At 63.4% G+C, this 15,550-nt stretch carries 7 protein-coding genes and 1 pseudogene; 2 read left to right on the forward strand and 6 right to left on the reverse strand.

The window, feature by feature from the left end:
• Positions 1–26 precede the first annotated feature (26 nt).
• Positions 27–1,214: pseudogene (locus AB6730_RS03675) on the reverse strand (2-isopropylmalate synthase); the annotation flags it as partial.
• A gap of 560 nt (positions 1,215–1,774) precedes the next feature.
• Here AB6730_RS03675 and AB6730_RS03680 point away from each other — a divergent pair.
• Positions 1,775–6,265, forward strand: a complete 4,491-nt coding sequence (locus AB6730_RS03680; protein WP_371022313.1) for an RHS repeat-associated core domain-containing protein — start codon at positions 1,775–1,777, stop codon at positions 6,263–6,265.
• Complete coding sequence (locus AB6730_RS03685) at positions 6,262–6,864, forward strand: hypothetical protein (protein ID WP_371022314.1); 603 nt, start codon at positions 6,262–6,264, stop codon at positions 6,862–6,864. Before AB6730_RS03680 ends, AB6730_RS03685 begins: the two co-directional genes overlap by 4 nt.
• 592 nt (positions 6,865–7,456) lie before the next feature.
• Here AB6730_RS03685 and thrC read toward each other — a convergent pair.
• The 5 genes from thrC to AB6730_RS03710 form a co-directional block, all read right to left on the reverse strand.
• Positions 7,457–8,734, reverse strand: coding sequence for a threonine synthase (gene thrC / locus AB6730_RS03690; protein ID WP_371022315.1), 1,278 nt, complete (start codon positions 8,732–8,734; stop codon positions 7,457–7,459).
• A 2-nt stretch (positions 8,735–8,736) separates the two neighbouring features.
• Positions 8,737–9,687, reverse strand: a complete 951-nt coding sequence (locus tag AB6730_RS03695; protein ID WP_371022548.1) for a homoserine kinase — start codon at positions 9,685–9,687, stop codon at positions 8,737–8,739.
• Positions 9,681–10,829: a homoserine dehydrogenase gene (locus AB6730_RS03700; RefSeq protein ID WP_371022316.1), complete on the reverse strand. Its 1,149-nt coding sequence runs from the start codon at positions 10,827–10,829 to the stop codon at positions 9,681–9,683. The genes AB6730_RS03695 and AB6730_RS03700 overlap by 7 nt, the downstream gene beginning before the upstream one ends.
• A 425-nt stretch (positions 10,830–11,254) precedes the next feature.
• Positions 11,255–13,246: a bifunctional 2',3'-cyclic-nucleotide 2'-phosphodiesterase/3'-nucleotidase gene (locus tag AB6730_RS03705; protein ID WP_371022317.1), complete on the reverse strand. Its 1,992-nt coding sequence runs from the start codon at positions 13,244–13,246 to the stop codon at positions 11,255–11,257.
• Between the two features lie 312 nt (positions 13,247–13,558).
• Complete coding sequence (locus tag AB6730_RS03710; protein ID WP_371022318.1) at positions 13,559–15,481, reverse strand: alkaline phosphatase family protein; 1,923 nt, start codon at positions 15,479–15,481, stop codon at positions 13,559–13,561.
• Positions 15,482–15,550 lie beyond the last annotated feature (69 nt).

A 15,550-nucleotide genomic window follows, 5' to 3' on the forward strand; every position in this document is an offset into this window, starting at 1 on the left:
ACGGCCGCGGTCCGGGTGATGTTTCGATGCGTGTCCATCAGCGTCGTGATGTCATCGTTGGTGATCGAGCGCTGTTTGTCTGTCAGGGTTTTAAAACTTTCGAAGACGGCGTCGAGCGTCGGCTCGTCGATCTCGTGGCCGAGTTCGATCAGGCGCTGGCGCAGCGCGTGGCGCCCGGAGTGCTTGCCCAATACCAGGGAGGTCTTGGCGCCGACGTCCTGGGGCCGCATGATTTCGTAGGTGCCGCGATGCTTGAGCATGCCGTGCTGGTGGATGCCCGACTCGTGCGCGAACGCGTTGTCACCCACGATGGCCTTGTTGCGCGGCACCGGCTGGCCCGTGACCTCGGCGAGCAGGCGCGAGGTGGGATACAGGTGCTTGGTGACGATGCCGGTATCCACGCGAAACAGCGGCCGGCGGGTATGCAGTGCCATCACCACTTCTTCGAGCGCGGCGTTGCCCGCGCGCTCGCCGATGCCGTTGATCGTGCACTCCACCTGGCGCGCGCCGGCGCCGACGGCGGCCAGGCTGTTCGCCACGGCCATGCCGAGGTCGTCGTGGCAATGCGCCGAGAACACGACCTTGTCCGCCCCGCGCACGTGCTTGCGCAGGTACTGGAACATCTCGGTGATTTCGGAGGGGGTGACATAACCGACGGTGTCGGGCGCGTTGAGTACGCTGGCGCCGGCTTCGACGGCGACCGAGAAGATCTCGGCGAGGTATTCCGGCTCGGTGCGCAGGGCGTCTTCGGCGGAGAATTCGACTTCGTGGGCGAGGGCCTTGGCCCTGTATATCGCGGCGGCGGCGATATCGATGACTTCTTGCTTGCTCTTGCCCAGCTTGTGTTCGCGATGCAGGGGAGAGGTCGAGAGGAACAGGTGGATCCGTGAGTGCCTGGCGCCTTGCAAGGCCTTGCCCGCGCTATCTATGTCGGTGTTCTGACATCGGGCCAGCGCGGCGATCGTGGGCGTCTTCAACGTCCTCGCGATCTCCGCCACCGCGGCGAAATCGTCGGGTGAGGCCTGCGGAAAGCCGGCCTCGATGATGTCGACGCCCAATTCCTCCAGGGCATGCGCCATGCGCATCTTGGCGCGACGGTCCATCGAGAAGCCGGGGGCCTGCTCGCCGTCGCGCAAGGTGGTGTCGAAGATGCGCACGCGCCCGCCTACGTCGCTTTCGACGGTGTCGGTGCTGCCCTGGTTTGCTGGATTCATGTCTGGCTCCGCTCGTGAATGAGGCGGGCCGGGCAATAAAAAACCCCGCATCCGTTACCGGGTGCGGGGTTCTTTGGGAGTCTTCAGGTTCTTTCTTGTTTCACCTGGACACTTGCCCTCAGCCCGCACCTCCGCAGGTAATAAGTACAAGGCTAAGAAGAAGGAGGCCGCTGCCGGGACGCAGCTTGCCGCCGACCGACGTAAGTCGGTTCAGGGCAAAGCGGCCATGGGTGTTGCGCTGCGTCATGTAGTCGACCGTATGTCAGGTCGTTGGCACGTGTCAACACTTTCCGAAGAAACTTTATTCCTAGGACATTTGGACGGCTAGACGCCCGAGGCGGTGGTTTTGCCGCTCGCGTCGCCTTGGAATTGGGGTTTGATCAACTGGTATGGTCCCTGCGGACGTGGGGTCGACCCTCTCGGCGATGGGCTTGCCAAGCCCTTTCCCGAACGTGCGAATAGAACTTTTCTGAAAAATCCGTCCGATTGCGCTTGGATGACAGACGTGGGGCCATCCCCTACCTAGACTCGCGCTCCCGAAGTACAGCTTGGATGGGTGCATGCGAAGGATTGTGACCGGCGTGCCGTGCGCGTTTCTGTTGTTTATGGCGGCTTCTAAATCAATGGCGGCGGACCTTGATCCGTACGTGGAGTACGAGGTCAAGAAGGAAGGTTTTCCGGCGCAGTATTTTACCGACATCAATGAAGCCGCCGCATTGACGATGACGACCCACTGCGAGGCGCATTCGTTCTCGGGGTGCGAGCTGGAGAAGGTCTGGCCATTCAACACGATATACATCGTAGACATTCGGTATAAGACGTCGACCGGGTTCGGCTCGACTAGCGTCTGGAATTACCGTTACTACGCGTGTGAAGATGCAGATTCACTCTATATCGTCAGTGGCGACACCATCTGGGGACCATATCCAAACCGGCATCTTGCCGTAGGTGAATACTGGGGTGATGTCGTTTGCCGCTCGACCTCTACTCCCGATCCGGAAACCAGTCACCAATCCGACCTCGGCCCCGGCGACTGCGAAACCCGCCCCAACGTCGGCAACCCCATCAATGTCGGCCTCAACAATAAGTATCAGGAAGTCGTCGACATCGCCGCGACCGGCGGCTCGCCGCTGAGGTGGTCGCGCTACTACAACAGCGGCATCGTCGGTGAAGGCGCCGGGGAGGGTAAACCGACCGTTCCCTCCGCCGCCCACTTGGGTAGCCGCTGGCGCGGCACGTACGACCGCTCCCTGGCCGTCATTACAGGCAAGTCCGGCATCTTGGTCCGGCTGCAACGGCAAACCGGTGAACGTCTCGACTTCTCCGAGACGGACGGTCGTTTCCAGAGCGTCGCCGATCCGCGCGGTCAGCTGCTTCGCGAAAGCACGGGTTGGACCTATCGCACCGCCAGTGGTGAGACCGAAAGCTACGACGCCGATGGCCGTCTCGTGGCGCTCGATGCCGGCACCGACCGCCATGTCCGCCTGGGTTACGGCCCCTTCCTGCTCGAAGTAAGCGACCTGCAAGGACGTAAGCTCACGTTCGCCTACGATGGTGCCGGCCGCATCGCCACCGTCAGCGATGGCTCCGGTGTGGCTGTCACCTATAAATATGCCGAAGTCGATGGGGCAGGTCCGGAGGCCGATCTCGTGGCGGCAACCTACGCCGATGCTTCGTTGCACGAGTACTACTACAACGAATCCATCTTCCAGGATGGCGCCAGCCTGCCCCATAGCCTTACGGGCATCTACGACGAAACCAAGCAGCGCTTCGCCACCTTCTGGTACGACCGCGACGGCCGTGCCATCCGCAGCGAGCACGCGAACGGCATCGATGGCGTGCAACTGGTCCGCGAAGCCGGTGGCAGCGTGGCCGTGACCGGCCCGATGAAGGCGGTCCACCGTTATCGTTTCGCCGAGGTGCGTGGTGTTCGGAGGCTCGTCGGTGTCGACCAGCCGGGCGGCGCAGGCTGCGGTGCCGCCAACTCGAAGATCGAGTACGACGACAACGGCCTGGTATCGGGCCGCGTCGATTTTGACGGTCGAGTGATGACCTACCGCTACGACGCGGAGGGTAACGAGATCGAGCGCACGGAGGCGGCGGCTACGCCAACTGCCCGTCAGACGACCATCGCATGGGACGCAGTACTTCGAAGGCCAACACGCATTACCTCGCCCGGACGCGAAGAACGCTTCACTTACGATGCTGCGGGCAATCTCAGCACCCGCGAAACCTGGGGTGCCATCGATCCGAACCAGCCGGATGCACCGCTCACATTGTCTCGGGCTTGGCGCATGACCCATGACATCGACGGCCGCCTGATCCACGAGGAAGGCCCGCGCAGCGACACCGGCAAGTTAGGAACGCTGGCGCGACATTCCTATCGCGGGGCAGATGCCCCGAACTGTGCGCAAGGCGCCTGCGACTATCGCAAGGGCGATCTCTGGAAGAGTGAGGATGCTCTGGGCCATGTCGAGGAAATCCTGGCCTATGACCCAGGCGGTCGCGTGCGCTCCCGGCGGGATGTGCAAGGCACCGTATTTACCTATACGTACTCGCCGCGAGGTTGGATGACGGAGGCGAAGGAAGCGCGCTCCGATGGTGTCATCGCCAGCACTACGTTGACCTATACGCCGCGCGGCGATGTCGCCTCGGTGACGGATGCCGATGGCATCACCCTTCGCTTCGAATACGACGCTGCCGGCCGATTGATCCAGGTCGCAAATCCCTCCAATCATCGCTTGCGCTTCACCCTCGATGCCGCTGGAAACCGTATTGCGGACGAGGGGTATGACACCTTGTTCCTCAAGACACAGATCAAGCGCACGTTTGATGCGCTAGGTCGTGTTGAAACGGAAACACACGCCAACAATGCGGTTACTCAATACACCTACGACGAGCGTGGTCGGCCCACTGGCGTCACGGATGCCGATGGACGCCACGATACGGGCAGTTATGACGCCCTCGGACGCCTGCGCGAATCCATCCAGGATATCGGAGGCGTGGGTGCGAGCAGCAAGGCTTCTTATGACCCGCTCGATCAGCTGACGTCGATCGAGGACGCGAAGGGCCTGAAGACGCACTATCTAGCCACTGGTCTGGGCGATATCGGCAGCACCGATAGCCCGGACAGCGGCGAGTCCACCGACGAGCACGATGTCGCCGGACTGCTCGTACGTCATGAAGGTGCGGGTGGCATTGGAAGTTTCGACGTAACACGCGATGCGTTAGGTCGGCCCACGCTCGTCCGCTATGGTGACGCCGCGCTCGACACGCGTTACATCTACGACACAGCAGATAGCGCGTGCCCGGCAGGCGAACGTCATGCCACGGGGCGCCTATCTTCCATGGCACAGGCAAGCAGTCGAACGGTGTATTGCTACGACGCCCCCGGAAACGTCATGCGGAAGATCCAATCCTGGGGTACTACCGTCAAGGCAGTGTCCTACCGCTATTCGCGAGCCGGTCGTCTGGAGGAAGTCGCCATCGAGGGCGGCTCGCGTACCACGTACCAGTACGACAAGAACGGTTCCCTATACGGTGTCGCCGTCGCGCCGGACAATGGCGCCAAGATCGATCTCATTACGGCCGTCGCCTATCGACCGTTCGATCTCATCGAAAGCTGGCGGTACGGCAACGGATGGCAACTGAACGCAACACGAGACGATAGCGGCCGTGTAACCGCCTGGAGCGGTATCGATCCAGGCAACTCCTACTATTGGTTAGGTCGTACGCCCGCCGGCCAGATCGAATCGCAGACTGCGCGGGCTTATGCCTTCCGCTTTGACCATGATGGTCTCGGGCACCTGAGTGCCGTCGAGAACTCGAACGGGGACGCGCTGCGTAGCTTTGAGTACAACAGCACGGGCGACCGCGCATCGATGACCGTCGGCGGCATCAAGCAGAGCTATCTCTACGATCCGTCCAGTCACCACCTTTCCAGCACGGACGGGAAGCTCCGTCGGTATGACGCGGCAGGCAACACCATCGCCATCGGCGACGCGACGCTGGCGTACGACGCCGTGGGCCGTCTAGCATCGGCAAGCGAGCAGGGACGATTGCTTGTCAGCTACGGCTACAACGCAGCGGATGAGCGTATCGCGCGGACCGAGGCGGGCAGCGCGACCGGGTTGATTCTGTATGACGAAGCTGGGCATTGGCTGGCCGACTACGATAGCGCCGGCAAGATCATCCGGCAGGCTGTCTGGATGGGCGATTACCTTGCCGGTCTCGTCGACGGCGGCAAACTGCTATACGTCGAACCGGATCATTTGGGCTCGCCGCGCGCCGTGATAGACCCGGAGCGCAAAGTCGCGCTCTGGCGCTGGCGTCCGAGCGACGATCCGTTTGGGACGACCCTGCCTGATGAGGACCCGGATGCCGATGGCACGCGCTTTGTCTTCGACCTCCGCTTTCCAGGGCAGCGTTACGACGCGGCTACGGGACTGCATTACAACTACTTCCGGGACTATGATCCCGATGCGGGGCGGTATATCCAGGTCGATCCGATTGGGTTGATGGATGGGGTCAATCCATACCTGTACGCGGATGCATCGCCTATGCGACATATCGATCCACTTGGTTTGACTAAATGGGAGGGCAAAGTTCAGGCAAGGGGGATTGCGGCCGGTATTGGCGTTGCGCTCTACAAGTTCCTTCTCGAATCGGATTGCATTAACGGCCAGAAAGCTCAGGTCACCGTACATGCAGGAGGCGCGTCCATAGGTCTCAATATAAAGTTCGCTCCACCAATTTCCGCCACGTCATCTTCGGTAACTCTGGAAGATCGACTCGATCACGTTGACCCCAACGTGTTGAACGGTTGGTTTTCTGTCTGGGGCGCTGGAGCTTCATTTGGCCCGGGTTATGGTGCGTCTAGCATTCAGCTTGGTGGGAACGGAAGAATTCTTGCGCGCCCCAAGGATTCGGGGGCATGGTCTCATCCGTCGTTTGGCTCGCAGAACGGGCTTGAGCTCGGTGCGGGAGGAACCGCCGGACGAAGCAATGTTGTCGAGACGAACTGGACGTCTTGCAGTTGTGCAAGGCAATGAAGGGCGAGGTTCTTGTCTTCAAGGTGATGGTTGCTGCCAGTGCGATATCTGCCGCAGTTACCCTAGCTGCTTACTTTATGGCGACATACATCGGCGGCCCGTGGATCACGGACTATTTGGCATTCAAGATCAATATAAGTTTGGCGCTATTTCTGGCCATTCTTCCGATATGTGCGAGTTGGTCGAAACGTGCGCGAGCCCGCGGTCATCTCACCTGCATGGAACGACGAATCCTGGATTGCGTAGCCCTTTGTCTGCCGCCGTCCGAACGAGAAGTGTGGGGGAAACAGATAGATGCCATCAGTAACGTTCGACGGATTCTGGGCGGCCTTGAAGTTAACTTTGATATGCGTGCCGTTGGAAGGAATCCCTATTTCCCTCTTCCTCGATTCAGTAACGAAAATAAGTTCTCCGTCGCAGTGGTAACTATGTCGGTTCCGGCAGTCGAATTATCATTAAATGCGTACGTCTGGTGTGCGTCAGGCAAGCTATTTTCCATCGAGTATAGAGGGAGTGTCGAATACTTCGCAGGGATGGTTGGCTCCAATGCGGAGAAGGATGTCGTTATGTCGACAGAGATCATCGCGTCCAGTTTTTGAGATTGGTCTTGTTCTCGCCAATAGGGCGTTGTACATGAAGTTAAGGAACGTTCTTCTATGGATAGCGACTCTGTTTTCTGCGCTGCTCCCCCTGCTGCTATTTGTTGGACATACAGTGATGGGAAGATATCAGGTGGGAAGGAAATACGATTCGCAAAAGGTATCGTTTGCGAACGAATGTGCTCTCGATGAGTACTCAGTTGAGAAGCGCGTAATTTATGACAGGCGCAGGTTGGGAACATATCCCGTCTGCATCGATCGAGAAGGATCGGTAAGACAAATTGAGTCCAGCGGAGTCGTGCTTGGCCGGTCGAATTACGACGGAGCTTACAAAGTGACGCTGCTCGTCGACGAAGCAGCATCAGCTAGTATCTCGAAAGTTCTCGTGCGTGGCCATGGTGAAGCGATTCTGTATCGAGGGACACGCTGCTAACTCGTGTTGTCGGAAGCGGCAAGGATTTTCCCGGACGCCGTTCTTCCTATCACTCAGATCGCGAAGAGGCGGATATCGCGATGAGTCAGGTAGCCGTGATAGCTAGCCAGGAGGCAAAGCAATCGTGGCACAGGTAATGTAGTTTCCACGGAAGTCCAATTACCAACCTCGCAACCAATCCGCAAAAGCCCGCCCATCCACCGCCATCGGTTCAGCCGACGCATCCCTTGCGAGCATCGCCGCCAATGCCGCGGGCACCTCCACCCGCCGACCGATCAACGGCTCGACAATCGTGTCGAACTTAGCGGGATGTGCCGTGGCGGCGATGGTCCAGCCACGGCGGTCGCCCGCAAGGCGCTTGCGCTCGAACACACGAATGCCCGTGGCGGTATGCGGGCAGAACACTTCGCCATCGCTGGACGCGTGGCGATGGATGGTGTCGCGGATGCCGGCGTCGTCCACGCTTTCCGCATGGCCGTTGAGGCGGGTCGCCGCATCGCTGCCGAACAAGTGGCGGAGCCGCTCGAAGTTGCTCGGTGCGCCCACGTCCATGGCATTGGCGATGGTCGGAACGGCGTCGCGCGCACGGTAGGGCCGCCCGGCGAAGAATTCCGGCAGGGTTTCGTTGGCATTGCAGGCGAAGCTCACCTCGCCGATCGGCAGGCCGATCTCCCGTGCCCAGAGGCAGGCGACGGCGTTGCCGAGATTGCCGGTGGGCACGATGGTGTTCATGCGCTCCCCCGCATGCAGCGAGGCGTGGCCGAAGTACGCCATCTGCGGCAGCAGGCGGCCAAGACTGATGCTGTTGGCCGAGGACATCGGCACGTCCGCTTGCAGCGCGGCATCCCCTAGCGCTTCCTTCACCAACCGCTGGCAATCGTCGAAGCTGCCTTCGACGCGAAGGGCGCGCACATTGCCGCCGAAGCTGCCGAGCTGGTGCGCCTGGCGGGGTGACACGCGGTTGTCCGGGTAGAGGATCGCCACGTGTACGCCCGGCAAACCGTGGAACGCGGCACCGACGGCGGCGCCCGTATCCCCCGACGTCGCGACGAGGATCGTCAAGGGCCGCGTCGTGTCACGGTGCAGGCGGGTGAGGCAGGCGGCGAGGAAGCGCGCGCCGAAATCCTTGAACGCGGCCGTGGGGCCGTGGAACAGCTCGAGCAGGTGTGCGCCTTCGATGCGAAGCTCACGGCGTGGCGCGGGGAAGGCGAAGGCCTCGGCGCAGATGGCGGGCAACTCGTCGGCGAGGGGATCGCCTTCGAAGAAGGGTTCCAGCATGCGTTGAGCCGTTCCCGCGAGGTAGCCGTCGAGCGGCGGCAGGCCGATCCTCGGCATGGTCTCCGGCACATACAGGCCGCCATCGGGCGCGAGTCCGGCGGCGATGGCGGCAGAAAGACCCACGGGCGCGGCGCCGCCGCGCGTGCTGAGATAACGCATGCTCACAGCACTTTCGCGGCGGGGCCGTCGATCGGGGCGACCAGCACGTCGCTGTCATGGCCGGCGGCCTTGAAGGCGGCGCGCATGTCGAGCGCCGCGGCCTCCGCCGAAGCGCGATCCTCGAACCAGCCGAACACGCTGGGTCCGGCACCGGAAATGCTGGCACCGAAGGCGCCATGGTCGAGGGCCGCCTGTTTCACCTGGGCGAAGCCGGGAATCAGTGGCGCACGCCGGGGCTCGACGAGCACGTCGGATAAGCCCTCGCGTACCAGGGCCGCTTCACCGCGGTAGCAGCCCGCCAGCACGAGGGCCAAGTTGGCGCTCTGCGCCACGAATTCGCCCAGGGCGTAATGGCCGGCCAGCGCGGCGCGCGCGCGCCGGGTCTCCAGTACCACGTGCGGATGGACGAGCGCGCAGTGCCAGGTGGCCGGCACCGGGATACGGACCAGGCGGGAGGTCGTGGCCAACACGAGGCCGCCGATCAACATCGGTCCCAGGTTGTCGCCGTGGCGGCTGCCGCTGGCGACGACTTCACCATCGAGGGCGAAGGGGTACAGGGCCTCGCGCGACAGGGGTTCGTCGAGCAGCGCGTTCGCGGCGACGACGGCTGCCACGCAGGATGCCGCCGAACCGCCCATGCCGGAGCCGAGCGCGATGCCCTTGTGCAGGGTCAACTCGAAGCCGAAGGGCAGGTCCAATGCATGCAGCATCGATAGCAGCGCCGCACCGGCCGTGTTGTCGGGCGCGTGCAAGGGCAGGTCGGTCACGACACCATCGATGGCGGCGATGCGCACTTCCCGCTCGGGAATGCGGCGCACTTCGGCGCGGTCGCCGGCACCCGCGACCGTATGGCCCAGGATATCGAAGCCGATGCCGACGTTGCCGACACTGGCATAGGCCTCGGCCACGGCGACATCCGCACGGGCCAGGGGCGAGGATTCTTCTTTCAGCATGCGCACCGTTTTACTCCCATCGCGCCCGCCACGCGTAGCAGATCGGCGAACACCGCCGCCGCCGTGACCTCCGGACCGGCACCCGGTCCCTGGACGACCAGCGCATTGTCGCAGTAACGGCGCGTGGCGAAACGCACCACGTTGTCGGTGAGCCGCGAGTGGGCGAAGGCATGCTCGCGATCGATCGCCTGGACGCCGACCGACGCCTGCCGGCCATCGAGCCGCGCCACGTGGCGGAGCACGCGGCCCGAGGCTCGTGCTTCGGAAAGCAGGGCGGCCATCGGCGCATCCATGCCTTCCAGGTTTTCCATGAATTCCTCGCGCGAACATGCGGCGAGATCGGCCGGGATGAGGCTGTGCACGGCGACATCCTCCAGCGAGAGCGCCAGGCCCGCTTCGCGAGCGAGGATGACGAGCTTGCGCGCCACGTCCATGCCGGAGAGATCGTCGCGCGGGTCCGGCTCGGTGTACCCCATGGCGTGCGCTTCGCGGACGAGGGCGGAGAAGGGGATGGAGCCGTCGAAGCGGTTGAACAGCCAGGCCAGCGTGCCGGAAAGCATGCCTTCCACGGCGGTGAGTTCGTCACCCGTATCGATCAGGTCGCGCAGCGTCTGCACCACGGGAAGACCGGCGCCGACCGTGCCTTCGTAATGCAGGCGCGCGCCGCTGGCGCTCGCCGCGCCATCGATCCTGCGCCAGCGTTCGAGCGGTCCGCTGGCGGCACGCTTGTTCGGCGTCACCACATGGATACCGGCGGCCAGCCAGCCGGCGTAGTGGTCGGCGACCACGTCGCTGGCGCTGCAATCGGCGAGGACGGCCGCTTCGCCCCGTTCACCCGCGACATAGGCGGCGAACTCGTCCAGTTCCGCGGGGCGCCAGGTCTGTGCGCCGTGCGTGCGGCTGTTCAAGGCGTCGTCGTCGCAGTCGAGCCACATGTGGCGGCTGTCGCTGACCCCGCGCAGACGAAGTTCCAGGTTGCAGTCGCGGAGCAGGCGGGGCGCCGCCAGCCGGAGCTGGGTGAGCAGGGCGCTACCGACCTTGCCGGGGCCGACGATGCCGATATTGACGACGAACGGCGGGACGACCGCGCGCAAGGGCGCGGCACGGAGTGGTGAACGAGGTGGTGCGACAGCGATGGACACGATCAAAGCCTCCGGTGAGAGGCCCTTCGATCACGTCAGGTGGGTTGTCGGCTGAGAGTTCTGGCGCCGGTCCCGTCCTGCGGGAGGTCGGGGCCGGCAGCGACAAGGGAACTAGGCGCGCGCGAACTCCGATCCTCCGACCAGGGTAGTGGTCGTGGTGGTTGTAGTCGCGGTGGTGGACAGGGACGCGAGCACGCCGGCCGTGAGGGCCGTGATGGAGCGCGGTGCTGGCGTGATGGGATGCATGGGTTGACGTTATGCCTTGCGCGATGGGGCTGTCAAGCGGCGAGGGGCGGCCAGATGGCCTATGCGGGGGTATGGAGTCGGTTCCCACCGGCATGGACAAGGGGCGGCTCGGCTGACTATATGTGGACGAAGGATGTTGTGGGAGCCGACCCTGTCGGCGATTCAAGCCGCCGGAACGCTCAGCGTTTCGACAAATCGATCGAATACACCGCCGTCCCATCACCGTTGTCGCGCAGCTGGCGGATTGGCAGGCCGAGCGACTTCGCCACGTCTTCCTTGCCGCTGGCCGAGCTGAAGGTCACCGCGCCCTTGGTCTTCAGCGGCGCGAAAGTCCACGAACGCTTGTCGACATCCTTGCGCGTCAGCGTCTTCTTCGCCTCCACCCAGTGGATCACCACTTCGCGGTTACCGTCGGGTGCGCTCAACACGATGTTGGCGTCGTCCATGCCGGGGAATCCGCCGCCACCGCTGGCGCGGTAGTTGTTGGTCACGACGATGAACGGCTGCCCCGGCTTCACCGGCTTGCCCTTGTAGCGGAGGTTGGCGATGCGCTCGCCCTCGGGCTTGCTGATATCGATGGTATAGGTGATGCCGCCTTGCATCTGGTCGAAGTTGTAGCCGGGGAAGCTGCCGATCAGTGCCTGCTCGCCCTCCTTCGCCGGATCGATCCGGTTGAAACGCGTCGCCGCCTTCTCCAGCCACGCCTTCACGCCGGCGCCGTCGGTCTTCACCGCGGCGAGCGTGTTCGGATAGAAGTACAGGTCGGCCGCGTTGCGGATCGTCATCGGGCCGGCGGGAACGTCGGTGAAGTCGTCCGGGCCACCGAAGCCCGTGCGGAAGGCGGATGCGGCGGAAAGCACGGGCACGCCCTTCCATTCCGGATGCGTGCGGCCGAGCTCGTCACGCGCATAGTCGATCTGCGCCGCGTTGACCACCGCCAATGCGGACATGTTGCCTTCGTCGGCGAAGTAACTGCTGAGCGGATGGTCGGTGGCACCGATCGGTGTGTTCACATAGGCGATGGCGGCCTCGTGTGCCTCGCGCACGATCGGCGCGATGGCCGGATCGGGGGCTACGCACTCGTTCTTCTTCGGGCAGATCGGGCGGACCTGGCTGTGGCTCTTGTCCTTGTCCACCACCCAGCGGCCGCCTTCGCGCTTCAACGTCATGTCGATCACGCCGAGGTCCTTGCCGAAGAAACCGCCCATGACGGCCGGCACGCCACGGACGAGGCCGCGCTTCGCGTCCACGTCCTTCATGTCGGCATAGCGCGGTCCGGGAAATTCCGTGTGCGAATGGCCCAGGAGCAACGCGTCGATGCCAGGCACGCCGGCGAGGTACCAGCCGCCATTCTCCATCTGCGGCGTGTACGGCGCCGTGTTCAGTCCACCGTGCAGGATCGCCACGACGAGATCGGGGTGCTGGGCTTGCACCTCGGGCATGTACTTGTTCGCGGCTTCGACGACGCCATCGACGGTGACCTTGCCGGCGAGGTTGCGCTTGTCCCAGTCGAGGATCGGCGGGGGAGTGAAGCCGATGATGCCGATCCTGAGCGTGGTGGTGACCGGCTTGCCATCGGGACCCGTCGCCGTGACGGTCTTCTCGACGATCGTCCAGGGTTTGAAGATCGGCTTGCCGTCGCGTGCGCTGTAGACGTTGGAAAGCACCAGCGGGAACTTCGGCCCGGCGCACTGTCGCGGGCTCACGCCATCGACGTTCATTGCGGTGTTCGTCACCTGGGCGAGGAAGGGCAAGCCATAGTTGAACTCATGGTTGCCGGCGGTGCCGCCGTCGTAGCCCACGGCATCCATCGCCTTGTAGATGCCCAGTTCCGTGTCGCAGCCCACCGGTTTCACCAGCGCCTGGTAGTCGGCGAGCACGGAACCCTGGATGGTGTCCCCGCTGTCGAACAGCACGGTATTCGGGAATTCCTTGCGGGCTTGACGGATCAGCGTGGCGACACGTTCGTAGCCGAAGGTCGGGTCGTCCTTCTGCTTGTAATAGTCGTAGGAAAGGATGTTCGAATGGACGTCGGTGGTCTCGAGGATGGCGAGGTCGAGCGTCGCCCCATCCTTCACGCCGGTGGGCGCCGCGGGTTTTCCAGCGGGGGTGCCGGCGCAGGCGGCAAGCAGGGCGGCCGAGAGCGCGGCCAGGGCGAGAGGCTTGAACATCGTGGGTATCCGGTGGAGACGGGGTTCGGGACGGGAAACTAGCAGAAATGCCGGAGCGTGGTTTTCCGTGGAGCCAATCCTATGTGGGAGCCGACCCTGTCGGCGATGGGTGCTTGCCTCGAACCCGGTGGGAAGCCGCTTCAGCGGCGATGGGTGCTTGCCTCAACCTGGTGGGAGCCGCTTCAGCGGCGATGGGTGCTTGCCTCTGTCTGGCCCGCTGCCGCGGGATCGCCGACAAAGTCGGCTCCCACCAGGGTGAGGGGGCCCCACAGGAATTGAGGAGGCCACAGGAATAAGGAATCGCCATGGGGCTCATTGGCGGTCGGCTTTTGCTTCGTCGAAATAGGTATAGGTCTTGCCGTTGTCGTCGAGTTGCTTGGTCTTCAGGACGAAACGGTACGACGTCCGGTTCATCGGGGAGCCGTCGACGCGGCGGATATCGAGGCCGGTGGCTGTGTCGGTCGTCACCTGGGCGGACTTTACGTTGAGCCCGTCGGCGTTGCGACCCGCCAGGCCTTCGCGCAGCACGCGTCCATCCGTCTTCCCCAGGTCGAGCTTCAATAGCGAAGCCAGCGTCGGCGCGAGATCCACATTACCGCTGGGCAATTCGCTGTGCAGGCCCTGCCGAAAATCCGGCCCCGTCGCGACGAGGAGGTTGTGCACGTCCACGGGACTGAAGCTGCCGTGCATGCCCCGTTCGTTCGACATGCTGGTGTATTCCGTACCCTTGAATCCCTGCACCGTGGCATCGGCATCGAAGTCGTAGCTCACCACGATGTCCGGCGCGCGCTTGTTGGCGAGGTGCACCGTCGCCAGCGGCAGCGTGCCGGGCAACTTGCCGTAGCGCGCATCCACGAAGATCGCTCCGAAGGGCTCCCGGCTTTGCAGGAAACGCACGGCCTTCCGTACCAGTTCGCGATCGTGCGTGGGCTGGTAGAGGTATTCGCTGCCGCCGTTCGGGGCGATGACGAAGGCGTCCTTCGGCAACTCGGCCGGGACCTTGTAGGCGGGGGTGGTGTAAGGACCTGGCTTGCCGCAGATCCTGCCGTCGTCGTCGAAGCGGGTCGGTCGAAGCGGGCTGCCATCGGCCTTCACGCCGGCCATCACGGGCGCGTAGATGCATCCGAACCCGTCGAAGGCGGTAAACCCCGCACGGCTCATCTCATCGGCCAGGCGGATGGCGCCCGACGTGGAATATCCCCACTCCGCGTCGACGTGGCCCACGCGGCCGTCGTTGATGGTTCGCAACGGAAACAGATCCACCGGTCCGGAAACGTTGCTGTGCGCATGGTCGGACACGATGACGAGGTCGGTGTCGCCTTCCATGCCCAGTTCCTTCAGGCGCACCTGCAGCTTGCCCAGCAACTCGTCCTGCGCGCGCAAGGCAAGATGAAAATTGGGCGAGCCCACACCATAGGCATGCTCGGTGGAATCCGGATTGCGCAGCCAGACGAAGCTGATGTCCGGCTTCTCGACAGGCAGCACGTAATCGAGGAAGGCGTGCATCAGGTAGGCGTTGGCGGCCGTCGGCGGCGCCCCCGCGCCATCGGATGCATCGGAGGTGACGCCGTCCTTCAACGTCACCAGCGGGAGCGGTGCCGTCGGCGTGCCATTGTCCGGCTCCAGCTGGAAACGATCCGGTTCATACGCATGCACCGTGTTGGCGGGAAGCGGGAAACCCGCGCCGGCGAGCTTCTTCGCGAAGGCCAGTGGCAAGGCGACGTTCTCGTCGAGGATCGTCCCGCCTTCATGGATGTCCTGCAGGAAGGCCGGCCCCGACTTGCCGATCACCGCCGTCTTCAGGCCCGCCTTGCGTGCCTTTCCAAGCAGCGTCGGGGCCTGCAACAGGTCATGATCCCAGTGATCGTCCAATGCGCGGAGGACCGCATAGTCCTCGGTGTAGACGGGTGCGTTGAAGTCGCTCGGCACGCCCTTGGCATCGAAGCCCCTGGCCCCCGGCGCCCAGAAGCGGTTGCCGAAGAAGCCGATCGTGCCGGGGAACGAGCCGGTGGCGAAACTCGATGCGTTGACCATGGTGAAGGTCGGGTAGGTCGCGTGGTTGTCCGCGAAGTAGGAGCCCTGTTTCACCAGTGCCGCGAGGTTTGGCGTGTCTTCTTCGCTGATCGCATCGGGCCGCATGCCGTCCCAGACGAAGACGATGACGCGGTGTGCCGCGTGGGCCTCGACGGCGAGGACCATGAGGCACAGGGCGGCCAGTCGGGCGAGTTGGCGCATGGGCGGTACCGTGAGGTTAAAAGGGAGAATGGTGACGCCGTGATGTTGCAGTTCGGGGACGCCGTCGCA

Origin of the sequence: Luteibacter sp. RCC_6_2 (assembly GCF_041360655.1) — a bacterium.
Taxonomy (GTDB): domain Bacteria; phylum Pseudomonadota; class Gammaproteobacteria; order Xanthomonadales; family Rhodanobacteraceae; genus Luteibacter.